This is a genomic window from Ehrlichia muris AS145, assembly GCF_000508225.1.
Taxonomy (GTDB): domain Bacteria; phylum Pseudomonadota; class Alphaproteobacteria; order Rickettsiales; family Anaplasmataceae; genus Ehrlichia; species Ehrlichia muris.
The window spans coordinates 395,311-421,443 of record NC_023063.1; the positions used below are offsets into that span (position 1 = coordinate 395,311).

The following is a 26,133-nucleotide window of genomic DNA, read 5'->3' on the forward strand; positions in this document are numbered from 1 at the left end:
TTACTTATACTTTAAGAATAAAATTTCGAAGTTGTAGTTTTTTGTTTGTGAAAGATGGCAGAAAGAGGGAGTGATATTAGGCCTGGGCATATATTAGAACATAATAATGCTTTGTATTTAGTTGTAAAAGTTATGCATACTCAGCCAGGTAAAGGTGGAGCCTATATACAAGCTGAAATGAAAAATTTAAAAACTGGTACTAAACAGCATGAAAGGTTTCGTGCAGATGGAGATATAAAGCGTGCTATTGTTGATGAATCTGATTATCAGTATATCTATGGTGATGGTTCAATGATTACTATCATGCACCTTAAGACTTATGAACAGCTTACAATTAGTAAAGATGTATTAGGTGATAAGAGTGTATATTTGAAGGATAATATTATTATTACTTTAGTGTTCTATAATGGAGAAATAATATCTGCTAAGGTGCCAGATTATGTAACTCTTCAAGTAGTTGAAACCGAAGCTGTCATTAAAGGGCAGACAGTTTCTTCTTCTGCTTATAAAGTAGCAATGTTAGAAAATAATCAGCGTATTAGCGTTCCTACATTTATTAAGCCTGGAGATAAAATAGTTGTATATACTCCAGATGATAGCTATTATGAGCGAGCAAAGTGATAATGTTAAGTTAATTTAGTGTTTGTATTCTTGTAGAAGGGTATGTTGTACAACATATACTGGATTAGTTCTATTCTTTGTGCATGTCTGTGAAGATATTGTAAATAAAAATGTATCTGACTGTTTATTAAGTTCTATTTATCTGTTGAATAGCTACTTAAGTTATAGAGTCGTATTAAAAATAAGGAGTTGTAAATGTCTGTAATTTTTTCTTCTATTACTAATATTATGTTAAAGTCAGTGAGACAATCATCTAAGGCTTTAATTAGAGATTTTAGTGAAATCCGGTATATGCAATCTTCTTATACTGCTGCAAGTAATTTTACTCGAGCTGCTTATTTGAGATCGAAAAAAATTATTACTGATGGATTATACAGTTATCGACAAGACTATGGAATTGTATTTGATGATACTAGAAATATATCTGATGTTGGAGAAAATTTTTGGTTTGTTAACCCAATAGATAGTAGAACTAATTTTATAAATTATTTGCCTTATTTTGCTACATTAATTGCTTTTTTTCGTCAGGGGGAGCCTGTTGCTGCGATAATTGATGCTCCAATACTGAAAGAAACTTTTTACGTAGAAAAAGGGGTAGGTGCTTTTTCAGAGAATGTGCAATCTCGTTATATAAAAATGCATGTGGGAAATAAACAGAGTATAAGTAGGGTTGTAATTGATTTTGTTATTACACATCTTAGTGTTGGTGTGATTGATAGTCAGCTTAATTCTCAGGCTGTTATAATACGTGCTATGGGTTCTATGGCTTTGGGGTTTTCTTATTTGTGTTCAGCATCTTATGATGCCTTAATTTATTCTAATATTAATAAGTATCAAGCTGCTGTAGGTAAGTTATTTATTGAGGAAAGTAAAGGTAAAATTGTATGTGATAACGATTTGTTTATAGCTAGTAATTTTACCTTATGTGATTATTTGAGAAAGAAGTTTAACAATGAGTAAGTAAAGTTATAAATTTAGTATTAGGTATTCTATGTTGTTTTTTTAGGATAGTTTTTATTGTAATGCAGAAAAATTTATTCATAATCTGCTTAATAAGTTAAACATTTACTTGTTTTACAGAGTGTAGTATTAGTTCAGTGTGCTATATATTAAGGTCCTATATTAATAAATGCAGAAGGAATTCTGTATTATTGCAATATGTTTTTTGGTAGAGGTTATTGTATTATCATGTGATTAATTTATAAATCAATTGTACTTTATCATGATTTTTGAGTAGTAGAATGATAGAAGTTGATAAGTGATCTCTATGTTTTAGGTTGGGAGTTTATAGAAAGTCAGTTATTATTTTATGTGCTATTTTTAAAAAGCTTGGATAACAATGAGTAAATGCTGTATAGAAAACATGATTCTGAATTGTAGAAACTAGTAGATGTATGCAAAAGTGTATGTTTAGTTTGAGTGTAGATTTTGTTAAGAGTTTGTGGTTCTTTTATATGCTGTTTTAAAAACTTGGGTAATGATGGATAAATATTATACTGTACAAGAAGATGATCAGAATATAAGAATAGATAAGTTTATTAGAAGAGAATTAAAAATCCCTCAGTCTTTGGTTGAGAAGTTTTTACGTAAAGGTATTATATTACTTGATAATATGAAGGTAAAATCTGATACAAGGATTAATGTTGGAAGTGTAATTTATATAAAATATAATGGGGTTATCTGTGAAAAGAAACACAGTAAAAAGGTTTCTGAGTCTGATAGTGATTTTCTAGTTAATTTGATTCGTAATGATATTTTATATAAAGATGATGATGTATTGGTGATTAATAAGCCTACTGGCATTTCTGTTCAAGGTGGTACTAAGGTTAAAGTTAGTATTAGTGATATTGTAGATAAAATTATAGATGGAGAATCTATGAAAATTGTTCATAGATTGGATAAGGATACTAGTGGTGTTTTGATATTAGCTCGTAATGCAAGAGTATCCAGATTAATTATGCAAGAATTTAAGAATAGAAGGGTAAGAAAGAAATATTTAGCATTGACCCAAGGTATTCCAGAGAATGATATTGGTCAGATCAATCATTCTATTATTAAAAGCAAACATACTCTTCCTTTAGAAAAAATTGATAACTCATGTTTACAAGAAGCTATTACTTCATTTTCTGTCTTGAAGAAGTTACCTTATGATGTTGGATTGCTTGAATTGAAGCCTATTACTGGAAGAAAACATCAAATTAGGATACATTTATCACAAATTGGGTGTTCTATTATTGGTGATAAGAAATACGGGAAATTTTGTAAACATGTATTAAATGATCATTTACAATTACATGCATATTCTTTATCAATTAACATAGGGACTAAAGAGTTAACATTTACTGCTCCTATCCCATCTTATATGGAAGATACAATTATGTATTTAGAGAAATTGTTATAGTTGTTATGAGTAGAAGTGTAAAACTTATATGTTAAAAGCATTGTATTTAAAATTCATGATATCTACTTGTAGTTACTGTAAGGGTTATATAAATAGTATATTCGGTTGTTGCTAAATGTAAGCTCTAAAGTGTAGTGTATTTATTAAATTACAAATGAAATTTAGACCTAATCTAATTCTTTCAAATTAAAACTGTAATTGGATAATATATATTTAAGAATAAAAAGTACTTTCATAGTGGTATATAGAAGTTTTCTATTGGGTGATACTATGTTATATAAAGCATTTTTAAGGTCTTATATTTTATTCATAGTTTGAAAATTAATAAAATTTATAAGATGTAGGTTTCAGAATATCATAGAATATTCGTATACTTTATAAATTACAACTGATCTAGGGAGTACAAAAATATAATAAGCATTTTGTTATATTTATGATGAATACGTAATAACTTTGTTTCTTCCTGTGTTTTTTGCTTCATATAGGCACTTATCAGCTCTGTCTATCAATTGTTTTATGTTGTTAATGTCAGATTTCTGTACTTCGACTACACCAATACTAACAGTTTTGCTTATATCACCTATACTTGTTTTAAAAGGAGTTTGTTCTATTATAGTAAGAATTCGTGAGGCTACTTGTTCTGCTGTAGTAATTGTTGTATCTGGTAATATTACAACAAATTCTTCTCCACCAAATCTTGCTAATAAATCTGTGATACGTATATTGTCTGATACTCGTTTTTTAAACTGTTGCAATAATTCGTCTCCAACAGTATGTCCAAATGTATCGTTGACTTCTTTAAAATGATCAATATCTAGTATCATTAAAGATAAATTTTTACCCTTTTGTAGTAATTCGTTTACCATATTATGAAAATGCATATCAAAATAGCGTCTATTATAGCATCCTGTTAGAGGGTCAGTTATAGCCATTGTCATGCTAGTATCTACATTGATTCTCAAAGCATCTTGGTATCTTTTCCTTTTTACTTGGACATTTACTCTTGCGATAAGTTCATTACTGTCTATAGGATTTGTAATATAATCATGAATTCCTATATCAAAAGCTTTACTTAATAACTTTGGATTTTCATGATCGTCTAGTAAAACTAGAATAGGAGTGTAACGTGTTTCAATTTTGTTGCGTAATTGTGAGCATAGTCTCAATCCGTCTCCAGAGAATTCTAAATCAATAATGATTAAATCATAATTTTGTATATTGCTTAAAGTTAATGCTTGGTCTATGTTATGTGAAACTACAGTTTGTTGAAAAGATTTTTGCAAAACGTGATTTATGTGTTCAGATCGGATAATATCTTCATCAACAATTAGGATACTAGCATCGTCAATTTTATTTGCATAGTCCATCATGTTATTATGTAGCACGCTCATATCTGCGTTTGTTTTTCCTCTTAATCTTAATTCGTCTATAACCATCTTAAATCTTGTTAATGATCTAATTCGTGCAAATAGAGCTGTGTCGTTTATAGGTTTTGTTAAGAAGTCATCTGCACCATAACTGAGGCCACTTACTCTATTGTCTGATGTATTATCAAGAGCTGTAACCATTACTATTGGAATATATGTAGTTGCTGGATTGGATTTTAATCTCTTGCAGGTTTCATATCCATCCATTTCTGGCATCATAACATCTAATAGTATTATGTCTGGATGTTTTTCTTCAGCAATTTTTATTGCATCTATTCCATTTGTTGCTGTTAAAACATTATAATACTCACTTATGAGCTTAGCTTGCAGTAATTTTATATTTGCAGGCAAGTCATCTACTATTAATACTTTTGCAGTCATATATCTTCTTTTTTATTTGGTATCTTTTTTATTTCATAGCTTTTATATATTTTTCCATCATCTCCTACTATTTCTTTAATGGTAACATTATCATTTTGTTCTCCTGTACAATCTATGTAAACTTTATTAAAGTAACTAAGTATTTCACCTTTTACATCTACAAATTTTTTATAATAAGCTCCTAGGTTTTTTGTTAAAAAAGGGAGTTTTTTTGGGTTAATTACTAAACATACTATTAAAATTATGACAATAATTTCCGATATACCAACACTAAACACTATTTCAATTAATAAACATATCAAGAGACTTTATTATAAGCATTAATTTACTTAAATCAAGTTGAGTTGTATTGATTTCATTTAAAAAGTTATAATATCTATTCAATTTTTCTTGATTGTTTATATACCAACTTTGAATTATATCATTAATTATGCTTTGTACCTTATCCAATTTCACTGCTAGTGATAGTGTAGGTTCTATCTGTTTTAGAATATTTTCTGTTATTATATATTGATAGTCATTTAGATCATCAAGTAAATTTCTAATAGCAATACGCTGCCAGTATGAGGAATTTGATTCCATATGTGCTGCAAGGTCACGTATACGACTAAAGTTCAGCAGTGATCTCAACTGAAAATATATTTTTCCTACAGCTAACAGTGGTGAATTTGAACTATTTGTTAGATGTATTATATCGAGGAAAGCGGTCATGAATTTTAATTTTGTGATTTTTTTTATGATTGATTCTTCAATATTGTGTTCACTTAGAGAGGATAAAGTATGGTTATATATTTCTAGAGATTCATTACATAAAATGCTTTCTATATTTTCTTCGAGTAAGGATATTTGTGATGATAATTCTTCTAATTTTGTGTCTATACTTGTAATTTTGGAAGAGTTCCTAATAAACCAGAAGGTAACTTGTCCTATAAATTTTTGTACTTCTCTAATTAAGGCTGTGTATATATTAATGTGAATTTTGCTGTCCAGCTTATCTAATGTTTTCCATATTTCATATAAGTTATATATGTGGGTTGTTATAACATATATTTTGATTGTATCTTCAACAGTAATGCCAATGTTTTCAATGATGTAATTTACAAAGATACATCCCATTCTATTTACTATGTCATTCACTATACACGTTGCTAATATCTCTTTTTTCAAAGGATGTTGCCTTATATATGGTGCGAAATTATCTCTTATGTATTGAGGGAAGTAAGATAGTAAATATTGGGATTCATATAAACTTGATAAATTGCTTGAGTGATGGAAAATATTAGAATGCATAACCTCATTTTTTATAAATGTTCTGGTATATGCTATCAATATTGCAATCTGAGGACAGGTAAAGCCTTTCATTTCAGCACTCATTTTTGTAATTTCTTCATCACTTGGTAAGAATTCTATGTCTCGATTTAATACTTGAATTTTTTCTAAATATTTTAACAGTTTGTGATGTTGTTCTATTCTATTTTGTGCTTGTATACATTCTAACATTAAAGCTTTTGTCTCTAGTTTATTGTGTGATTCTAAAACTATTGATGGTACTTCATGCATTATGTCATCTAGTATCTTATTACGCTCAGCTAAAGAAATATAGTTGTTTTGCATTGCTAGCCTTAGACATATTTTTATATTGATTTCAAAATCAGAACATATCACTCCTCCAGAGTTATCTGTGAAATCAGTATTGATCTTTCCTCCATTATTAGCATATTCAATTCTTCCAAGTTGTGTAGATCCTAAATTTCCACCTTCTATTATCATTGCAGCTTTTACTTCAGATCCATTAATTCTTAGTGCATCGTTGGTTTTATCTGCTACTGCGGCATTACTTTCTTGTGAAGATTTAATATATGTTCCTATCCCTCCATTCCATATCATATCAACTTTTGCTTTTAATAAGTGTTTGATAAGTGTATTTGGAGAAATCTGGTCTTCACTAATATTAAATAGTGTTTTTATTTCAGGGGTTAAGTCTAGTACTTTAGAGTTGCGATTAAAAACTTTTCCACCTTTTGAAATACATGATTTATCATAATCTTCCCATGAAGAATTAGTTAAGTTAAATAACCTCTTACGTTCAAGAAAGCTTTTTTGTGGATCAGGTGATGGATCAACAAAAATATGACTATGATTAAATGCTCCAATTAGGTGTATTTTATCAGATAATAGCATTCCATTGCCAAATACATCTCCGGACATGTCTCCAATACCAATCACTGTAAATGGTTCATTATGTATATCTTTGTCCATAAGCCAGAAATGCCTTTGGGCTCCTACCCATGCTCCTTTTGCTGTAATGCCCATTTTTTTATGATCAAATCCGACTGATCCTCCAGATGCAAAAGCGTCTCCTAGCCAGAAATTATATTCTTCGGAAATTTCATTTGCATAATCAGAAAATGTAGCAGTTCCTTTATCTGCTGCAACTACTAGGTATGGATCGTATTCATCATATTTAATAATATCATTAGGTGTGACATATTTATCATCGATAATGTTGTCAGTAATATCTAATATACCCCTTAAGAAATTTTTATAGCATTCTACAGCAGTACTTTTTGATAAAGCTGCATTTTTTTGTGTACGTTTTAAGATAAATCCTCCTTTAGATCCTACTGGAACAATCACAGAATTTTTTGTCATTTGTGCTTTCATTAATCCTAATATTTCTGTGCGAAAGTCTTCTGTTCTGTCAGACCACCTAATTCCTCCACGTGCAACTTTTCCACCTCGTAAGTGTATACCTTCAAATAAATTAGAGTATACATATATTTCTCTAAAGGGACATGGTAAAGGTATGTTTGGTACTTTACTTGAGTCTAATTTTATAGACAGATAATCTTTTCCTTTATAGTAATTCGTACGTAAAATTGCTAAAATTAATGCGTATATGCATCGTAAAATGTGGTCATGCACTACATCTGTAACTTTTAGTAATAGTTCATTAATTTTGTTTTCTATGGAACTAGATTCCTGATTGTTAATTAATGTTGGATTAAATCTGGCTTCAAATAATTTTATAAAATGGAACAAGATTTTTGGATATCTAATAGCAACTTTCTGAGTGTAAATTTGACTATAGTTAAATGACACTTGCTTTAAGTATCTGCTTAAGACTCTTATCAGCATAACTTCTCTCCAATTTAAGTTAGCTAATATGACTAAGCTATTGAAGTAATCATTTTCTATTTCTTTAGCAAATATTTTTTTAATTGTGGTTTCAAATTGCTGTTTGATACTGTTATGGTCAAAGGATTGTTTTGTATTTGATAGTATAAAGTGATGTAAATATACGGTAATTTTGGCTGTAATAGTATAGCTATGGTGTAAAATTATATTTGTTCCCATTTTTTTTACTATACTCAATATTTCTGAAAGTTGAAGATTGCTTTCTTGAGGTATGTATATTTTTAACTGATAATGAACACTATTTTTGATTAAATAAAGGTCAGCTTCACTAGTATTATATTTACAAACTTGCTCTAATTTTATTATATCGTGATAAGCACTTTTTGAATTAAAATATTCTTGGTAACTTGGTGGAAATGCTGTTAAATATTGTAAAAATGGATTTATAGATCCTAAATTACAATACATGACATCTTGTAATTTATCTTCCCATCTCCTAGATGCTGCAATTAATTTTTCTTCGATTTCTGATTCTGAAAAGTCACTAAATAACTTATCTCGTGCTTTTAGTATAAATTGCAACCTGACTAGATTATACTCATTTAACATATTATATTGATTATTGACAACTTTACCTAGGAGCATCTGTTCTAATATGCAACTCATTTTATTTGCAAGTTCAGTGCTTGCTAAAACTTTTGGTATAAAAATTATGCAATTTATAAAATTGTGACTTTGACTTTTTATTATGAAAAGTTTAATTTTTGGGTTGTTAGCTAAAGACAGTATTCCAATTGAAATTTTAAATAGTTCTTCTTCGGAAAATTGAAATAATTCGTCTCTAGATAACCTCTGTAATATATCAATCAATGCTTTATTACTATGTCCACCTCTAGTAAATCCTGCTTTTTTTTCTACTGCTTTTATTTTACTGCGAATTAATGGAATAGAATTTGCATCTTGAAATGAAATTATGGAGGCAAAAAATCCGTAAAAACAATGTTCTTTTATCAAAATATTGTCTTGAGTAAATATTCTAAGTCCTATACAAATCATGTATTCATATCTATGCACAGTAGATAAAATGTTAGATTGTATGATATATATGTGTTTTTTAGATTCAGGTAAATTTTTAATAGATTCATCTGATGTATTGACTCGCTGTAGTCCAAGACTGGTTTTAGTATTGATTACTAACTTGTTTTGATCTACAATGTACTCTTCATATCCTAAGAAAATAAAATTGTCTTTTCTTAACCATTCTAAGAATGTAATTTCTTCTTCTATAGAATTGCTATAGGAAGCTTTCATAGTATTCAATGCTGAATCGAAATGGTATAACATTGATTTCCAGTCATTAACACAGTAGCTAACTAATTGTAGATTTTTTTCAATATCGTGTTTTAATAGTTTATGAGATTCTTCATCGACATTACTAATAGTAAAGTATACTATTGACTCGCTTGTCTCATCGTTTGAACAAGATTGTGCAGGTGATATAGTATGTATATGTTTTTCTTTGCGTTCAATATTTAGCACAGCATTTGTATAATAATATATTGATGCATGGTGTTTCTTTATTGCAATGATAATAGAATCAACTATGAATGGTAAATTGTCATTTATGATTTCAATAATAGTTGCATTGCTTATAATATCATTGTTTTGTTGTTCTACATTGAATATTTTTACTTTACTTTCTCCAGGTTGTTTAATCTTAATGAGTTCATATAAATCACGTGCTATGAATAAAAAAAAGTTGGTATCTAATGTAATATTGCTATTGTAAGAGAAACTGTAGAATTGTTTAATAAAGCTTTTGAATAGATAGTCATCTTCCTGTTTTATTAATTCTAAGACTGAATCAATAATCTTTTGATTAAAATTGTTAAGCATTTTTTTAGCTGCGCTAGTTGACAATTATATAGTAAGTTATTTTTGTTAAAATACTATTATACTTCTTTAAAGTATAATGCAATTAATTTTTAGGGTGCTGATATGAATTCACAATTTAATGTATTATGAAATATTATGTACTAGGATATTTAGAGTATAGATATTTATAATATAAAAAAACAGTTGTAAGTTAAGACATATACATCGTGTGTATGTATTAAAAACAATTTTAAATATGTTATAGGTATTTTTTTAATGGAACTATATTATAGTTAATTTTTTACTGGATGTTTTATGTTAGATATTACTTTCATGTAAACTTAAAAAGTACTCAAATATACTATATTTATAGAACTTATCACACTTGTGTGTTATAGGTTAGTTTTAATAAGTTAAAATATTAATATATTATTTCTAAAATGTGCTTATATTTGATGTAAGCTTAAGAAATTTTATTATATGTTAAACATGGTATTGTTAAATAATATTTTACTCCTTGTAGATAGTGAAAATATGTAGTAAATTTTATTAACTATACGTGTTATTTTTCTTAGGAGTATCTTGTATAGTTTTTGAAATGAGTATATATATGTCGCACGAAAAGGATAAAGCAGTTTCAGATCTATTGAAAGAAGTTACAAATAACACTGATATGGATAAGATTACATTATTTGAATTAAAATCTGCACTTCATGCTCGTGGTTTTGGAGTATTAATGTTGTTGTTTTCATTACCTCTTGCGATTCCTATACCTGTACCTCCAGGGTATACAACAATATTCTCTATACCTTTGTTAATGTTTGCATTCCAAATGTTGCTTGGGTTGCAGGTTCCTTGGATGCCTAAATGGTTAGAACAAAAGTCTTTTAAACGTGCAACTTTAGCTTCAATTATTGAAAAAACTGCTCCTATATTGAGAAAAGCAGAGAAACTTACAAAGCCTCGTTTATTATTTGTATTTAATAGTTTTGGAGAAAAGGTTATAGCTTTTATTTCTCTTTTATGTGCTGTATCAATAGCTATACCGTTACCTTTAACAAATTTTATACCAGCAGGTGGTGTGTCGATTATGTCTTTGGGTATGCTTAATAAAGATGGTGTCATGGCGATTCTTGGAGTAATAGTGTCATTGTTTGGTATTATTATTACTCTCATGGTAATTACTTTAGGTCCCAAACTTGTTATAAATATGTTTTCTTTTTTATCGAAATTTACATGATCATATATAATACTTTAACTGGCATTAAGGAACCTTTTATTCCTTTGAGTAGTGATAATGTGAAGGTTTATGTTTGTGGTCCTACAGTCTATGATTTTGCGCATATTGGGAATTCTAGGTCAATCATTATATATGATGTGCTGTTTAGATTGTTAAAATTGCTATATCCTAAAGTGACTTATGTAAGAAACATTACTGATGTTGACGATAAGATTATTAATGTTGCACAAAGTAGTAAGCAGAATATATATGATGTTACTTCAACTTATATAAGAGCATTTCATGAAGATATGAAAATGCTGAATTGTTTAGACCCAACTTATGAGCCAAGAGCAACTGATAGTGTAGATATTATGATCAATTTGATACAGAAGTTAATAGATCTGGGTCATGCGTATGTGTATAATGGTAGTGTGTTTTTTAATATCAAATCTTATCCTTCCTATGGTAAGTTATCTCGGCGTAATATCTCAGAACTTATTTATGGTAGTAGGGTAGATGTGGAATTGGGTAAAAAACATCCAGGGGATTTTGTTTTATGGAAACCTGCTACTGAAATAGATAAGCAATTAATGAGTTGTTGGTCAAGTCCTTGGGGATTAGGGAGGCCAGGCTGGCATATAGAATGTTCAGCTATGAGTTATTGTTATTTAGGTGAAAATTTTGATATTCATGGTGGTGGAGCAGATTTACAGTTTCCTCATCATGAAAATGAAATAGCACAAAATTGTTGTGCTTTTCCTGGTAGCCAATATGCTAAATATTGGGTGCACAATGGGTTTCTTACTGTTAATGGTGAGAAAATGAGTAAATCTTTAGGTAATGTTTTAACAGTGAGGCAGTTATTGGATAGTGGAATCAAAGGTGAATTGATAAGATATGTATTGTTAAGTGCACATTATAGGAAACCTTTAGATTGGAGTAGTAAAATAGTAGCTAATGCTCAAGAGTCGCTTAATCGTATGTATACTGCTTTAAGTTCAATAGATGCTGATTTATCATTGGATAGTGGAGTTGAATTATCTAATAGTGTTATTGATTGTTTAAAAGATGATATTAATACTCCAAAGGCTATTTCAATATTGCATGAGATGGTTACAAAGATTAATAAAACATCTGATATAATGAAAAAGGTATGTTTAACAAAAACTCTTATTAAAACTGCAAATTTTTTGGGTATTTTACAGCATTCTTGGCAAGATTGGTTTAAAATTGATAATAATGATAAAGAAATCAGTCAATTAATAGATGAAAGAAAAAAAGCAAGAGCAAGTAATGATTTTAAAAAGGCAGATGATATACGTCAGCTTTTGTTAGATCGAGGAATAGTTCTGTCTGATAATAGAGATGGAACTACACATTGGTATAAGAAGTAATAAGATAAAACGAGATTGGATTTCTTTAATTTTATAACTGCATGTGATAAAATGTCATGTAAAACATACCAATGACATAGAACGGTAGTAAAGTGTAAAAAAATTTCTGCTTATATAATAAAACCTTTGGTGTAAAAAGTATGTTTTATTTACGTTTTTTTATAGTATAAAAAGCTGTACTGCAACACAATATGATAGTTACAGTTGTCATACTAATGTCGTCCATGCTCTCCTGAAATAAGGGAACATAACATGTCTGAAAGTCTTGTGAGATATGAAGAAGGGGAGGGAGCAGTGGTTGTATCTAGTGGTTTTTTAGTTATATTTTTACTGTCTATATAAGAATTACAATATTTACCACTAAATTCTACGGCACCGTATCGAGCGATGATAGCACTATCAATTGCTATTGGTTCTGTGGAACTGGCAGGATTGTTGTGGATTTTAATTAATCCAGTATTTGACATTATGTGAGATTTATTAACTTGTCCTATGATTGTAATATTACCTTTATTTGTGTACAACATACCGCAAAATTTACCAAATATAGTTACGTCTGTATCATGGAATATTAGAACTGAAAATTCTATAGTTTTGCTATATATTACTACTTCATTAACACCAAATTTAGACATAAGATTTGTACCATTGTGTGTTATGTATGTTAGATAAAGTGCTATCTTACTACTTAAATTTTTAATAATTAATTGTTTGTTTTCTATACGTATATTATAAGTGAGCATAGGTATGCTATGATCAAAAAAAGTGCAAGGTAACCTCTTATCCTGGCTGATATCATCTATTATGTTTAAGTGATTTGCATTGTGCATTATATTACAAAATAGAGATTCGGCATTTTCAGTTGTGGTGGTAATGTTATGTCGATTAATAGGCCATCCTATGGATACAATAACAGCACGGTATTGAAAGTTAGGATGGAATGATTCTATATTTAGTGCACGTATTCCATATTCATCTTTTTGATTAACAACATCCCATGAGTGAAACGATGTGATTGATTTTTCTGCTGGGCAGAGATCTGTTTGTTTAGTTATTATAGTTTTATCTTTTATATTGCTGCAAAAATTGGGTGGAATAGTAAATGTATCCGGTAATTTTTTCTGAATTATTCTACCATTGATGCTGACAGTTCCAAATATGGATATTATGTTTTCACTACATTCTTCTTTTGCATTAGTAATGATAATGCTACCGTATTTATTAAAGATACTGCCATATACTGTACCAGAAATAGTTATGTTACTTATTTCTAAGAATATTTCTGTATACTTTGGAATGTCGCATTTAATATTGATTTCACATCCATTATCTAGAAGGGGATTAAGGTTGTGAAATATTTTTTGGTCAAGAATGTGGATTGCTTTTAGTCCAATAAATTGTTTAGTTGTTCTTAGTAGATCGATATCTCTCTCTATTACATATGATGCTTGTATATTATATAAATTTTGTAAATATTTTGCATATGAGAAGAAAGCTTTTTTTTGTACATACTGAAACAATGTTGCTTTTAATTGATTCATTATTTTATTTCTAATGACAAATGTTTCGAATAGTATTTCGCTTGTATAGCTTGTTTGGTAGTTAGTATTATTGTCAAAACATTGATCAATGAATGATGTCAATATGGTGTATTGGATATTATATTTCAAGTTATTATTTATTGTAATGTCTCTCTTGTTATGAGAGGAATTGCATGCTATCCTGTCTAGCATATTAATACTGTCATCACTAGAAACTGATATTTGATGTTTATGGTATAATGTGTGTATTTCTTGTATACTGTTCCATAGGGTATCTGATGTTCTTTCATCAATTAGAGGCATCTTTACTTTGTCATTTGTAGTAAACCATTCCTTGTATTCCTGCAACATGGATGTGACTTCTTGTTTAAAAGAGGTGAAATCTGGTTCAATATCTAGTGTTAGTGCTATGCATAGTGGGATCACATTGCTGATATCTATGAGAGCTTCATCAATCTTTTCTAATGTAATATCCTTTACGTATTTCTTTAAGTTTATATTGTTTATTACTGCTCCTTGTTGAACTTTTGTTAGCATAATATTTGCACGTATAAGATTTAGATGACTAGTGTATAGTTGTAAATAATTTAATATGCAATTTATTTTTTAATATTTTAGGTAAAAAATATTATATAAGTATATAAAAATTATATTTATGTTACCTTTTTGTTAAGCGATGGTTATTTATAATTACGTTTATTACTTGGATTATATTAATAAAAAATCTTAGTTGATTTTTGTATCAAATAATTGTTATAGTTCTTTTTGGATTGTAGTTTATAATCCATGTTGTTTTGTTATAGTATTTGAAAATGTCATTATTAGATTCTCGACCAATTTATAAACCATTTAATTATCCTTGGGCATATGATGCGTGGTTATGTCAACAAAGGATACACTGGTTGCCTGAAGAGGTGCCGCTTGCAGATGATGTTCAAGATTGGAAAACGGTACTTTCTGAGAAGGAAAAAAATCTTTTAGTCCAGATTTTTCGTTTTTTTACGCAGGCTGATATTGAAGTTAATAATTGTTATATGAAACATTATTCAAATATTTTTAAGCCTACAGAAATATGTATGATGCTTTCTGCATTTTCAAATATGGAAACTATACATATAGCTGCTTATTCATATTTACTGGATACTATTGGAATGCCTGAAATTGAGTATCAAGCGTTTTTAAAGTTTGAGGTAATGAAGAAAAAATATGACTATATGCAGAGATTTGAAGAATGTAAGAAAAATGATAAAAGACATGTAGCAAAAACTTTAGCAGTTTTTGGTGCTTTTACAGAAGGGTTGCAATTATTTGCTTCGTTTGCGATCTTGTTAAATTTTCAACGTTTTGGAAAAATGAAAGGTATGGGACAAATTATAGCTTGGTCTGTAAGAGATGAAACATTACATACAGAATCAATAATCAGGTTGTTTAATACTTTTATTCAAGAGAATTATGAAATATGGGATGATTCATTAAAACAAGAGTTATATGAAGCGTGTAGAATTATTGTTTCGTTAGAAGATGAGTTTATTAATTTAGCATTTGCTTGTGGAGATGTTGAAGGATTATCTTCTAAAGAAGTTAAGGAATATATTAGATATATTGCAAATAGAAGATTATTACAGTTGAATCTGGAGCCTATATATGATGCAACTAAAAACCCTTTGTTATGGTTAGATGAGATTTTAAATGGAGTAGAACATACTAATTTTTTTGAGAATAGGGTTACAGAATATGCTCGTGCTGCTACAGAGGGAACATGGGAAGAGGCATTTGAAGACCATTGATATTACTATAAATATATTTTTAATGTCATTTAAAATTTTGAATAGTATTATATTAATATGAATTCGTTATTTCTATAAACGGTCATATATAACTTTATTGTTTTTTATGTAGAAAGAATTATCTTATTTGGTGACATAACATTATTTATGTGAAATATGTTATAGTGTTACTGTTATATTAATAGGAATTCCTATTTCTGATGAAAAATGGAGCATGGGTTTGTTGGTTTTTATATTAAAATAAAGTTGCATGTAATTATGCAATACGCTATGTGTAATTTCCATTTCTAATGATGTAGAATAGATTTTTTTCAGTTTTGGGCGTTATATGGTTTGATTGTTCCTTTGATAATGGATCCAATACTAATGGAATGCTTAAGTTTACTTGTTTTGCTGTCATGTTGTTGATGTATATATTTTCTGCTAATAACTGTAATTTAATTAAAAAGTTGTTTTGTTATTTTTATTTATATATGTAGAATATGAGCTTTTGTAACAAACATGTATAATGCTTTAAGCTAAATAAATACATGTTTATGAGTTCTTGTTATTTTTGTGAGAAGCAACCGTTAGAGCATATACGCAAAGATCTGCAAAACAAATGCCATTTTTCTGTGCTAGTGCATATAATTTTGCTAAGCTATCTTTAACTTTTTCTGGTATATTGCCACCGCGTTCCTTTGCTAGCCAGTTATCTTGATGTTGTACAGGGTGATTATCTGGTTTTGGTTCTCCAATGTATATTGTAAAAGGAGAACTTTGTCCGCTGAAGTCACATGGGACAATAAATTTCTTTATACCTGGCATATCATTTACCTTGAATAACCTGAACTTTGAACTGTTCGTTTACGTATGTTGTGTAAGACTATCTGAGCAATATTCTTCCTTATTCTAGATTCTGGAGCCACTAAAACTCCTTCACTAACTAAAGTATTTGCAATTAATAGAGCTTCTTCAAGTAATTCAATGTTATTATTAACTAAATTTAACAATAAACTATACGCCATTTCATAGCTAATTTCTTCATCATGTAACATGATGTTACTATCATGCTGCTGGGTTTTAATATTATAACTACTGCTATTATCTTGTAATAGTATTTCTTTATTAGCTGTTGATTGATCTAATAAATTTGCAAATGTTGTACTTAAGTTATCAGAAGATAGATCATTTACTGTGTTACTATACTCTTGTTCTATTACATTGTTGACGTCATTTTTATGTAAAATAGTAAATGACATGTTAATATCTGATTGATTTATTTTGCGATAAGGATTGTATCTATCTTTAATGGCAGTTAATGCGCTATATAGGCTATAAACACCATGTCCTATATAATCTGTAAATTGCCAGCCTAGTTGTTTCTGAAAAATAGATAACATCATAGTAATATAAAAAATTTACAACCTATTTTACTCTATTGTATCATGTTAGTGTAAATAATACATTAATTAATTATGGATTCTTATTTAAAAAAAATTATATTAAATTGCGGTGGTGCTATCTCAATAGAGCAGTTTATAAGAATTGCTCTTTATGATGTACATCATGGTTATTATATGACTCGAATGCCTTTTGGTACTCATGGAGATTTTATTACTGCTCCTGAGATATCTCAATTGTTTGGAGAGGTTATTGCATTATGGATATTGTTGAATTGGCAAAAAATGGGATATCCATCTAAATTTATTATAGTAGAATTAGGACCTGGTAAGGGAACATTAATAAGTGATATCATTAGAGTTTTGAAGAAATTTGAACAATGCTATGCAGCAACGATTGTTTATCTTGTTGAAGTAAGTCCTGTATTAGAAAAATTACAACGAAGTGTTTTGAAAGATGAGAAAATATTCTGGTGTAAGGATATAAAAGATGTGCCAGATTATCCAGTAGTATTTATAGCAAATGAATTTTTTGATGCTTTACCTATTAGACAGTTTATGTATATCGGTAATTCTTGGTGTGAGGTGTATGTTGCAGTAGAAAACAATGAATTTAAAATAGTTTATAAAAAGATAGATAAGATGTTTAAAATATCAAGTGATATTGAAAACCCGGTAATAGAAATATGTGATGAAGCTGTTTCTATAATAAAATGTATAGAAAATAAGATTTTACAAAGCGGTGGGGCAGCAGTCATTATTGATTATGGATATGTAAATTGCCCATATGAAAGTACTATACAGTCTATAAAGAATCATAGATATAATGATTTACTTAAAAATGTAGGAGAAAGTGATATAACTGCACATGTAAATTTTGATGTACTGCATAACAGTTTGTCTACTCTCAGGTCAATTATTATGACTCAAAGAGATTTTTTATACAGTTTTGGTATTAAAGAGAGGTTACAAGTACTTATTGAAAATGCCACAGAAACTCAAAAACAGAATTTAATGACAGGTTTTTTAAGATTGACTGAGAATATGGGTAGTATGTTTAAAGTACTTTTAGTAAATCCACGATAAAGCTATAGTTTTGCTATGATTGAGAGGAAATATGAAGTCATGCTTGTCCATGTTACATTAATGCGTGTATTTTGTTCAATTGTAGTAATTATAGGTCAATGGGTTTTAGGTCCTTCTTCTATGTTTTTTGATAGCACAGTATATTCTTATGAGCTTTAAAAAATAATGTGCTGTGTTCCATTTACAATTCATCAACTATAACTTGTTCATATTATATTGATTTATGTTTCGTAAATTATGGTAGTTGTGATTATCAGTAAGCTTCATTCTTATGCTATGTTTTTGTAGTAGCATGTTGTCCCCATAGGTTTTATTGAAAATGGTGTGTATACTCATTTAAAATCTTATCTATTAATTAGATGGTTGTAATTGCATTATGTCTAGATTTGATTGTCATAACCTTCTATGACTGTATAATGAATTGTAGCTCTATTTATTGTAGTAAAAGAATAATATGCTTTATTATTAAAAATTATACATATCTGTAGTATGTGGCATGAATGTTGTTGATATTATCAAAAGTAAAATTAAGCTATCTGATGTAGTTGGACAGAAAGTTAAACTGACTGGAAGAGGGAATAATGTTATTGGGTTGTGCCCATTTCATAGTGAGAAGACACCTTCTTTTACTGTAAGTGATGAGAAGGGGTTATACTACTGTTTCGGTTGTGGAGCAAATGGGGATGTTATACAATTTATTTCTGATATTCATGCTTTAGATTTTAGGGGTGCAATAGACTACTTAGCAGAGATGTATGGTATTGATTTGCCACAAAATACTAGTAAGAAAGTAAGTTTAAGTCCTATATTGGATGCTGCAACATTGTGGTTTGAAAAGCAATTATATAATAATCATATAGCCATAGAATATATAAAACGTCGAAAGATTTTTGGTAGTACAGTAAAGAAGTTTAGGTTAGGGTATGCTCCAGCATATGGTTTGAGTAAATACTTATTATCTTTAGGGTTTAATGTAGATGATATTAGAAGTACAGGATTATTAAATTCTCAGGATCAAGATTATTTCTATAATAGGATTATTTTTCCTATTTGTAATTCTACTGGAAATGTTATAGGATTTGGTGGGCGATCAATTGTTGATATACAGACCCCTAAGTATTTGAATTCTAAGGGAAATGTTTTTTTTCAAAAAAGAGAAAATCTCTATGCATCACATCTTGCTGTACGTGAAGCAAAGAAGCAAGGAAAAATTATAGTGGTAGAAGGGTATATGGATGTTCTCATGCTTCATCAGATAGGAGTTAGTAATGTAGTTGGATTACTAGGAACATCAATGACTCCTGAACATCTAGTATATTTATGGGAAATAACTTCGGAAATTATAGTCTGGATGGATGGTGATATTGCTGGGAAAATAGCTTCCATTAAATCTGCATCTCTTGCATTATCGTTGGTTAGACCTGGATGTATTATAAAATTTATTGATGTTTTTACAGGAAAGGATCCTTATGATATATGTGTTAATGGTGGTATTGATAGTGTAATTACTTTGTTAGATAATGCAAAATTATTGTCGGAGTTTATTTGGGATTATGAACTTGCTAAGATTAGTATTAATAAGAATGCTATTATGCCTGAACAATGTGTCATGTTAGAAGCAAAAATTAAACATTATCTTGATCAGATTGGTGATAGTAGTCTTGTAAAATATTACAAGAAGTATTTTTATTCTCAAATTCGTAATTTACAGTATTCAAAGGATAAAAGTAAGATTTTAGATAGTGGTAGTTCAGTTAACCGAGCGAATAATAAGCTAAAGTATATAAATGATGAATTTTTGCTAGAAGAATATAATCAGTTAAGAGTAGTATACATCATAATGGAATTTCCAGAACTGCTTGACGATCCAATTATTTTTGATCAATTTTCTAACTTTAATATAAGTAATAAGGATGTATATAAACTACAACAGAATATTATTAATATAAAAGTTACTTTATGTAACCATATGATATCTAAGGAGATTTTACTTTCAGAGTTAAAGAAAAGTAATTTAGATGATATAGCAGATTTTGTTTCAAAAAAAATGTCTACATCAAATTTTATGTTACTACAAAATAGAAGTTATAATATCGATGTTTCAAAGAAAGAAGTAGAAAAAATAATGCTTTTAGATCATTTACAATGTATTCAAGCAGAAATCTTGGATTTGCAATTGCAAGGAAAACGGAATCTTGCTGAAAAGTTATCTAATCAAGCACAGGAAATAGACAACAGATTAAGAGAGTTATGGAATTATTAAAAATTGAAAAGTGGGTGTTTGTATAAGGGAATTTTATAATCTTATATATATTGTTAAAAGAAAAATAGTTTTTGTATTACTCTAATGTATTTATTTTTTAATATATTTTGGTTTTAGGGATAACTTGTATTTATATTACGTAGATTGTGCAATAACAATTTGAAAAAATTTATGAGAGATTTTATGAATGCTTTTATGATGTTAAACAGTATTGATATTAAAATATCACAGTTAGTATAGATGTGTTGTGAGTTTTGTATATATGATCAAAAATGTTTTTTGAATAGTTAAGATATGTTATTACATGTTATATAGGTTTTTATTAATTTAAATTATAATATTTATATATTTTGTTGATATTTAATTGAGATTTTATTTTTAATATTATTTGAAATATTCAAGCTAGTATGAAGGGATTGTGAATTTTGATAATTTTAAAAGTATTTTGTAAATAATTTTTTTAATATAGTTATAGATATATTATTGGAGGTTATGGAATTTTTGTTTCCTTAAAGTATATTTGTAAATTTTTACATGTTATTATAAACGTTTAGTTATATTATTTATACTGTCTTGTACATTATATTTATTTTGATGACTTTAATCTTTACGGCAAGAATCTATTAATTTTTTGTGTAGATAGATACGTTTAGAAAAACTGTACTATGGATATATTTCAGGTTTATAAAATTACATGTGCTTTTAGAATTGATAGTCACTTAAGAGTTATAGATATTAGAAGAATCCTCTAAGCTTTCTTGCACGACTTGGATGACGTAATTTGCGTAAAGCTTTTGCCTCAATTTGTCGTATGCGTTCTCTTGTTACGTTAAATAATTTTCCTACTTCTTCTAAAGTATGATCCTTTCCTCCTTTACCTATTCCAAATCGCATACGCAAAATTCTCTCTTCTTTTGGTGTTAATGTTGATAATACTTTTGTAGTTATTTCTCGTAAGTCTGCGAGTATAGCTGCATCTTCTGGTTTTACTGCACGTTTGTCTTCTATGCAATCACCAAAAGTACTACTATCATCATCTCCTATAGGACTTTCTAAGCTTACAGGATCTTTAACTATTTTCATTACCTTGCGTATCTTATCTACATTAATATTTAATCTTGCTGATAATTCTTCTAAGGTTGGTTCTCTACCCATTTCATGTAACATTTGTCTTAATGTACGATTAATTTTATTTACAGTTTCAATCATGTGTACAGGAATCCTAATGGTTCGTGCTTGGTCTGCTATTGCTCTTGTAATTGCTTGTCTCACCCACCATGTTGCATAAGTTGAGAATTTATATCCACGTTTATAATCAAATTTATCTACTGCTTTCATTAATCCAATATTTCCTTCCTGTACTAGATCTAGAAATTGCAGGCCTCGATTTGAATATTTTTTTGCAATGGATACTACTAATCTTAAATTTGCTTTTATCATCTCCTGCTTTGCTTGATTTGCTGCACGTTCGTGCTTTTGTATTTTTGTGACTAATGCTTTAAACTCGGCGAGGTTATCTTCTCCAGAAAGTAATTTAATTTTGCTATAGACACTTATTATATTGCCTTCTTCATTTAATAACATATTATCCCATTGAGGAGAAATACCTTTTTTTTTCAATACGGAATTAGTATTATATGCATCTAGAAAATCTTTTCGTTGTATACCATAACTCTCTGCAAGAGAAATAATTTTTGCTTCTTCTGTTGCAATTGATTTACTTAAACTATAGATTTGTTGTGTGATTGATAGTACTGCAGAATTACTGAGTTTAATTTGATATATCATTTCCCATATACTGTCATGTAGATCATTATATTGTTTTTCAATATCTTTGTTGATTTTGCCTTGATGTTGTTTCTTGAGTTCTAAAATTTTTTCTGCTGATGCAATGACTGAGTCTAGTATACTTATTACTTTTGGTAACAATGCATTTTCCATTTCTAATATGGAAGTATTTATTGAACTGTTTTCTTCATCTTCATCTTCTGGTATATCTGAATCTTCATCTATTAAATCCTTATCATAATCTAAAACACTAGCTTCATCGGTATCGGGGAATTTTTCTGGAAATTCGTATCTATAGTTTGCATCTAAATCTATTAAATCTCTTAACATTATTTGTTCGTTTACCAAATCATCTCGCCATGACATAAATGTGCGTAATACCACTGGAGATTCTACTAGTGATCGGAGCATGTTTACTTTCTCTGATTTTATTTTTTTTGCAATCTCAATTTCTCCTTCACGAGATAGTAACTCAACTGAACTCATTTCACATAGGTACATGCGTATAGGATCATCTGTTTGTCCAAAATCCCAAGGTTTTATGCTTGTATCTGATACGTCATCCTCATCTATGTCTTCTTTGATTCTGTTTTCTTCTACTATACTATTTGCTTCATCTTCATCGCTTTGTTCAAGTACATTAATACCTGAATCCTGAAGCATTGATATAGTTTCATCTATGTTGTCAGATGATAATACATAATCAGAGAAAACATCGTTGATATCGTTAAATGTAACAAATCCTTGTTTTAATCCCTTGCTTACAAGAGTTCTGAGTAATTCTTTATCTGTTTGTAGATCTTTCATAAATTAATTAATATTCAGAAACGACAAACTCAAGCTAGTATCATACTATAAATATGTTGTCAATCATAAAACGTTATATGAGATATGTGTTAAAAAAATAATTAAATATTTGTTTATTATTTGTCAGCAACAATATGTTTCTGATGTAGAATACTAATTTGTAAAAAAGCACGTTTCCAATGTGAAATGTTGTTGGACACATGTATTAAAGTGGCAATTAAATGTTAATTTATTGTGTCAAAAAGATGTTAATTTTGTGAAAAAAAGTCTGTTATTTTATCTCTAATAAAATTGTGGTCATTTGAGTAATTTATTTGAGATCTGAATTCTGCTGAATTATCTAGAGAAGCACTATACCATCCTATATGTTTTTTTGATATTTTCGTTCCAATGTCTTTCCCATAGTATTCTATCATATGGTCATAGTGACTTGTGATAATTTGCAATTTTTCTGATGGGGAAGGATCAGGTAAAATAGTGCCTGATTTTATAAAATGTAAAGCTTGATTAATAAACCATGGCTTTCCATATACTCCTCTTCCTATCATGATACCATCTGCTTGTGATTCTTCTAGTGATGTTTTTATATCATGTAAGTTTTTTATATCTCCGTTAACTATTACAGGAATTTTTACGCATTTCTTAATATTACTAATAAATTTCCAATCTGCCTTTCCAGTAAACATTTGTGTTCTTGTTCTGCCATGTATTGTTATCATTTTTATCCCAATTTCTTCAGCAATCTTGGCTAATTGAGGTGAATTTAGGTTATTATTATCCCATCCAGTACGCATTTTTAGTGTTACTGGAATCTTGACTGCCTTTACTACAGATTCTAGAATTTTTGCAGCTGTAATTTCATCTTTCATTAGTGCTGAGCCAGCATAACTATTGACTACTTTCTTAACAGGACATCCAAAGTTTATATCTATAATTTTTGCTCCCATGTCTTCATTGAGTTTTGCAGCTTCTGCCATTATTGTTGGGTCGCATCCAGCTAGTTGTACGGCAGTGTTAACTTGAACTTGTGATTTTTGCAAACTTTGTTTGGTTTTTATAATCATTGCATAACTTGCAATCATTTCTGAGACTAATAATCCAGCACCCAGGTTCTTTATAAGAGCACGAAATGGAAGATCAGTTACACCAGACATTGGTGCTAATATTACTGGGTAATCTGATATGAATTGGCTGATGTTCATGTACTTATTAATCTTTTTGTTTATATATTGATGTAAATAAAAATACCACAATTTAATAGAAGAGATCTATTTTGCTATTGGGTATTTGTATTTTAAATTGATTAGTTGTAATAAACAAGTACTGATGAAATATTTTTAATATATTGCTGTACTGTTTAAAGATACCAGATTTTGATAGGATTTCTTGATATGTTAAAGAAAGTAATAAGTTATTTAGGTAACAGAAAAGCAAGTCGTAGTACAGGGTTTCCAATTAGTTATGGTTATTTTTCTAATGATATACTTTTTATAATTATATGTTGCAGTGTTTATGTATTTAAAATTTATTAAAAGGCGTTTTTATTTAATAATCACTAAAGATGTTTTACAAGCTATATAGTATTCATTATTAATAATGTATAGCATATTGTTGATAATAATATAATTATGTCAAAGTTTTTAGTCAAAGCACCAGCAAAAGTTAACTTGTTTTTGCATATTACTGGTAAACGAGATGATCAACATCATTATTTAGAATCATTGTTTGTTTTTGTGAATATTTACGATATATTGGAAATTGATGTTGGTACCTCAAAAAGGGGAGTCTATTTCTCAAATTTTAAGATTAGTAAGTATAATAATACTGTATATAAAACGATAGAGTTATTATTGAAGCATAGTACTGTACGTCCTAATGTTTCTGTGAGTATTATAAAGAACATTTTAGTATCTGCAGGCTTAGCAGGTGGGTCAGCTGATGCTGCTGCTGTTATGCGTTTATTAGGTAATATGTGGAATATTGATTACAGATTATTACAGGATTTAGCTTTAAAAGTTGGAAGTGATGTTCCAGCTTGTTTAGAATCAAAGACCCTTTTTGCTAAAGGTGTAGGAGAAGATATATTGTTATTACCTGATTTGTTATTGCCAAAATATATTATACTTGTTGCTCCAAGAGGTAAGGCATTAAGTACAGCGAAAGTCTTTAATAATTACCAGAGCTGTACTTACTCTCCTTCAATATGTGATAAACTTCCTGTAAAAGGAGATGATTGGATGGAATTAATTTATAATTCTAAAAATGATTTATTAGAGGTAGCATTAAGGTTTGTTCCTGAAATAGAAGAAATATTGTTTGTATTGAATAAATTAAAAAATTCTGTAATTGTACGTATGACTGGTAGTGGTGCAACATGTTTTGCTTTGTTTAACGAATTAAGTCATGCTGAAGATGCAGCTAGGAAATTGCAAATGACACGTCCTGATTGGATAGTTTTTAATGCTAAAATACTTTAGATTTTTGATATTTTTCTATCAGTACTTTAGTAATACAGTTACTTAAATTTATTTGTGTGAATTTATAATTTGTATTGATTAAATCCATAGTAAAGATTACAGGCATGCTATAGTGGGATAAGATATTGATCTGACAGCTGAACTAGATTGTTGTTTTTATGTGGTAGCAGACTTATGAAATAATATAATCATTTATCCACTGTATAAATTTATCATTTGCATTAATTGAATCTATAGTGATGATTGCAGGAGTATCGTATGGGTGGATTTCTTGTATTTTATTCGCAGCGTCTTGGACTAAGTTATTTGTTGTTTTTAATATAATAGCGCATTCAGTATTATTATGTACTTCATTTTCCCAGAGGTATAATGATGTAACATTATTAAATATGTTAGCACATGCTATTAGCTTGTTGTCTAAAAGAATACTACTTATCCGATATGCGTCTTCATAAGTAGGGGCAGTTGTATAGATTAAAGAAATGTTTTGCATATATAGTTTTAATTGTGATTCAGATATTTATATGGTTTTTATTATAAAAA

At 28.9% G+C, this 26,133-nt stretch carries 19 protein-coding genes; 10 read left to right on the forward strand and 9 right to left on the reverse strand.

Translation table 11 applies throughout. From position 1 onward, the window contains the following. Positions 1–54 precede the first annotated feature (54 nt). From efp to MR76_RS01485, 3 genes are all read left to right on the forward strand, one after another. Positions 55–621 carry an elongation factor P gene (efp, locus tag MR76_RS01475; protein ID WP_024071935.1) on the forward strand — a complete coding sequence of 189 codons (567 nt, stop codon included), beginning with the start codon at positions 55–57 and terminating at the stop codon, positions 619–621. A gap of 195 nt (positions 622–816) precedes the next feature. Further along, entirely contained in the window at positions 817–1,581 is a 765-nt protein-coding gene (locus tag MR76_RS01480) for an inositol monophosphatase family protein (RefSeq protein ID WP_024071936.1), read from the forward strand. A gap of 481 nt (positions 1,582–2,062) precedes the next feature. Beyond that, entirely contained in the window at positions 2,063–3,022 is a 960-nt protein-coding gene (locus MR76_RS01485; RefSeq protein ID WP_235111301.1) for an RluA family pseudouridine synthase, read from the forward strand. 431 nt (positions 3,023–3,453) lie between these two features. On the opposite strand, the gene MR76_RS01490 is transcribed toward MR76_RS01485, so the two are convergent. The 3 genes from MR76_RS01490 to MR76_RS01500 are packed head-to-tail and all read right to left on the reverse strand — an operon-like array spanning position 3,454 to position 9,864. Then, entirely contained in the window at positions 3,454–4,830 is a 1,377-nt protein-coding gene (locus tag MR76_RS01490; protein WP_024071938.1) for a PleD family two-component system response regulator, read from the reverse strand. Then, positions 4,827–5,108 (reverse strand): Sec-independent protein translocase subunit TatB, encoded by a 282-nt coding sequence (gene tatB / locus MR76_RS01495; RefSeq protein ID WP_024071939.1) that lies wholly within the window; start codon positions 5,106–5,108, stop codon positions 4,827–4,829. The genes MR76_RS01490 and tatB overlap by 4 nt, the downstream gene beginning before the upstream one ends. Positions 5,109–5,112: 4 nt before the next feature. Further along, the gene (locus tag MR76_RS01500) at positions 5,113–9,864 is read right to left on the reverse strand and encodes an NAD-glutamate dehydrogenase (RefSeq protein ID WP_024071940.1); all 4,752 of its coding nucleotides are present in this window, start codon (positions 9,862–9,864) and stop codon (positions 5,113–5,115) included. Between the two features lie 589 nt (positions 9,865–10,453). Between MR76_RS01500 and MR76_RS01505 the strand changes: the two genes are divergently transcribed. Both MR76_RS01505 and cysS read left to right on the forward strand, forming a co-directional pair. Then, positions 10,454–11,083: an exopolysaccharide biosynthesis protein gene (locus MR76_RS01505; RefSeq protein WP_024071941.1), complete on the forward strand. Its 630-nt coding sequence runs from the start codon at positions 10,454–10,456 to the stop codon at positions 11,081–11,083. Then, complete coding sequence (gene cysS, locus MR76_RS01510) at positions 11,080–12,459, forward strand: cysteine--tRNA ligase (RefSeq protein WP_024071942.1); 1,380 nt, start codon at positions 11,080–11,082, stop codon at positions 12,457–12,459. Before MR76_RS01505 ends, cysS begins: the two co-directional genes overlap by 4 nt. Positions 12,460–12,671: 212 nt before the next feature. Here cysS and MR76_RS01515 read toward each other — a convergent pair whose 3' ends face one another. Further along, positions 12,672–14,537: a hypothetical protein gene (locus MR76_RS01515; RefSeq protein WP_024071943.1), complete on the reverse strand. Its 1,866-nt coding sequence runs from the start codon at positions 14,535–14,537 to the stop codon at positions 12,672–12,674. A 275-nt stretch (positions 14,538–14,812) separates the two neighbouring features. Here MR76_RS01515 and MR76_RS01520 point away from each other — a divergent pair, with 275 nt between their 5' ends. After that, on the forward strand, positions 14,813–15,787 hold the full coding sequence (locus tag MR76_RS01520; RefSeq protein WP_024071944.1) for a ribonucleotide-diphosphate reductase subunit beta: 975 nt from the start codon (positions 14,813–14,815) through the stop codon (positions 15,785–15,787). Positions 15,788–16,321: 534 nt separating this feature from the next. Here the strand turns inward: MR76_RS01520 and MR76_RS01525 are convergent. Next, on the reverse strand, positions 16,322–16,594 hold the full coding sequence (locus MR76_RS01525) for a DUF2610 domain-containing protein (protein ID WP_024071945.1): 273 nt from the start codon (positions 16,592–16,594) through the stop codon (positions 16,322–16,324). A 5-nt stretch (positions 16,595–16,599) separates the two neighbouring features. After that, positions 16,600–17,172, reverse strand: coding sequence for a hypothetical protein (locus tag MR76_RS01530; RefSeq protein ID WP_024071946.1), 573 nt, complete (start codon positions 17,170–17,172; stop codon positions 16,600–16,602). Positions 17,173–17,244: 72 nt separating this feature from the next. Between MR76_RS01530 and MR76_RS01535 the strand changes: the two genes are divergently transcribed. From MR76_RS01535 to dnaG, 3 genes are all read left to right on the forward strand, one after another. Next, a complete protein-coding gene (locus MR76_RS01535; RefSeq protein ID WP_024071947.1) occupies positions 17,245–18,255 on the forward strand; it encodes a class I SAM-dependent methyltransferase in 1,011 nt (336 codons plus the stop codon). A 15-nt stretch (positions 18,256–18,270) separates the two neighbouring features. Continuing rightward, a complete protein-coding gene (locus MR76_RS04870) occupies positions 18,271–18,414 on the forward strand; it encodes a hypothetical protein (protein WP_024071948.1) in 144 nt (47 codons plus the stop codon). 337 nt (positions 18,415–18,751) lie between these two features. Next, positions 18,752–20,518: a DNA primase gene (dnaG, locus tag MR76_RS01540; protein WP_024071949.1), complete on the forward strand. Its 1,767-nt coding sequence runs from the start codon at positions 18,752–18,754 to the stop codon at positions 20,516–20,518. Between the two features lie 735 nt (positions 20,519–21,253). On the opposite strand, the gene rpoD is transcribed toward dnaG, so the two are convergent. Both rpoD and dusB read right to left on the reverse strand, forming a co-directional pair. Further along, positions 21,254–23,113, reverse strand: a complete 1,860-nt coding sequence (gene rpoD, locus MR76_RS01545) for an RNA polymerase sigma factor RpoD (protein WP_024071950.1) — start codon at positions 23,111–23,113, stop codon at positions 21,254–21,256. A 248-nt stretch (positions 23,114–23,361) separates the two neighbouring features. Next, on the reverse strand, positions 23,362–24,315 hold the full coding sequence (gene dusB, locus MR76_RS01550; RefSeq protein WP_024071951.1) for a tRNA dihydrouridine synthase DusB: 954 nt from the start codon (positions 24,313–24,315) through the stop codon (positions 23,362–23,364). Between the two features lie 426 nt (positions 24,316–24,741). Between dusB and MR76_RS01555 the strand changes: the two genes are divergently transcribed. After that, a complete protein-coding gene (locus MR76_RS01555; protein WP_024071952.1) occupies positions 24,742–25,590 on the forward strand; it encodes a 4-(cytidine 5'-diphospho)-2-C-methyl-D-erythritol kinase in 849 nt (282 codons plus the stop codon). A 172-nt stretch (positions 25,591–25,762) separates the two neighbouring features. Here MR76_RS01555 and cutA read toward each other — a convergent pair whose 3' ends face one another. Then, positions 25,763–26,083, reverse strand: coding sequence for a divalent-cation tolerance protein CutA (gene cutA, locus MR76_RS01560; protein ID WP_024071953.1), 321 nt, complete (start codon positions 26,081–26,083; stop codon positions 25,763–25,765). Positions 26,084–26,133 lie beyond the last annotated feature (50 nt).

What these genes read in the sequence shown, in the direction of transcription:
- efp (WP_024071935.1), top strand. Translation starts at nt 55, where the DNA reads ATGGCAGAAAGAGGGAGTGATATTAGGCCTGGGCATATATTAGAACAT.
- MR76_RS01480 (WP_024071936.1), top strand. Translation starts at nt 817, where the DNA reads ATGTCTGTAATTTTTTCTTCTATTACTAATATTATGTTAAAGTCAGTG.
- MR76_RS01490 (WP_024071938.1), bottom strand. Translation starts at nt 4,830, where the DNA reads ATGACTGCAAAAGTATTAATAGTAGATGACTTGCCTGCAAATATAAAA.
- MR76_RS01500 (WP_024071940.1), bottom strand. Translation starts at nt 9,864, where the DNA reads ATGCTTAACAATTTTAATCAAAAGATTATTGATTCAGTCTTAGAATTA.
- MR76_RS01505 (WP_024071941.1), top strand. Translation starts at nt 10,454, where the DNA reads ATGTCGCACGAAAAGGATAAAGCAGTTTCAGATCTATTGAAAGAAGTT.
- cysS (WP_024071942.1), top strand. Translation starts at nt 11,080, where the DNA reads ATGATCATATATAATACTTTAACTGGCATTAAGGAACCTTTTATTCCT.
- MR76_RS01515 (WP_024071943.1), bottom strand. Translation starts at nt 14,537, where the DNA reads ATGCTAACAAAAGTTCAACAAGGAGCAGTAATAAACAATATAAACTTA.
- MR76_RS01520 (WP_024071944.1), top strand. Translation starts at nt 14,813, where the DNA reads ATGTCATTATTAGATTCTCGACCAATTTATAAACCATTTAATTATCCT.
- MR76_RS01525 (WP_024071945.1), bottom strand. Translation starts at nt 16,594, where the DNA reads ATGCCAGGTATAAAGAAATTTATTGTCCCATGTGACTTCAGCGGACAA.
- MR76_RS01530 (WP_024071946.1), bottom strand. Translation starts at nt 17,172, where the DNA reads ATGATGTTATCTATTTTTCAGAAACAACTAGGCTGGCAATTTACAGAT.
- MR76_RS01535 (WP_024071947.1), top strand. Translation starts at nt 17,245, where the DNA reads ATGGATTCTTATTTAAAAAAAATTATATTAAATTGCGGTGGTGCTATC.
- MR76_RS04870 (WP_024071948.1), top strand. Translation starts at nt 18,271, where the DNA reads ATGATTGAGAGGAAATATGAAGTCATGCTTGTCCATGTTACATTAATG.
- dnaG (WP_024071949.1), top strand. Translation starts at nt 18,752, where the DNA reads ATGAATGTTGTTGATATTATCAAAAGTAAAATTAAGCTATCTGATGTA.
- rpoD (WP_024071950.1), bottom strand. Translation starts at nt 23,113, where the DNA reads ATGAAAGATCTACAAACAGATAAAGAATTACTCAGAACTCTTGTAAGC.
- dusB (WP_024071951.1), bottom strand. Translation starts at nt 24,315, where the DNA reads ATGAACATCAGCCAATTCATATCAGATTACCCAGTAATATTAGCACCA.
- MR76_RS01555 (WP_024071952.1), top strand. Translation starts at nt 24,742, where the DNA reads ATGTCAAAGTTTTTAGTCAAAGCACCAGCAAAAGTTAACTTGTTTTTG.
- cutA (WP_024071953.1), bottom strand. Translation starts at nt 26,083, where the DNA reads ATGCAAAACATTTCTTTAATCTATACAACTGCCCCTACTTATGAAGAC.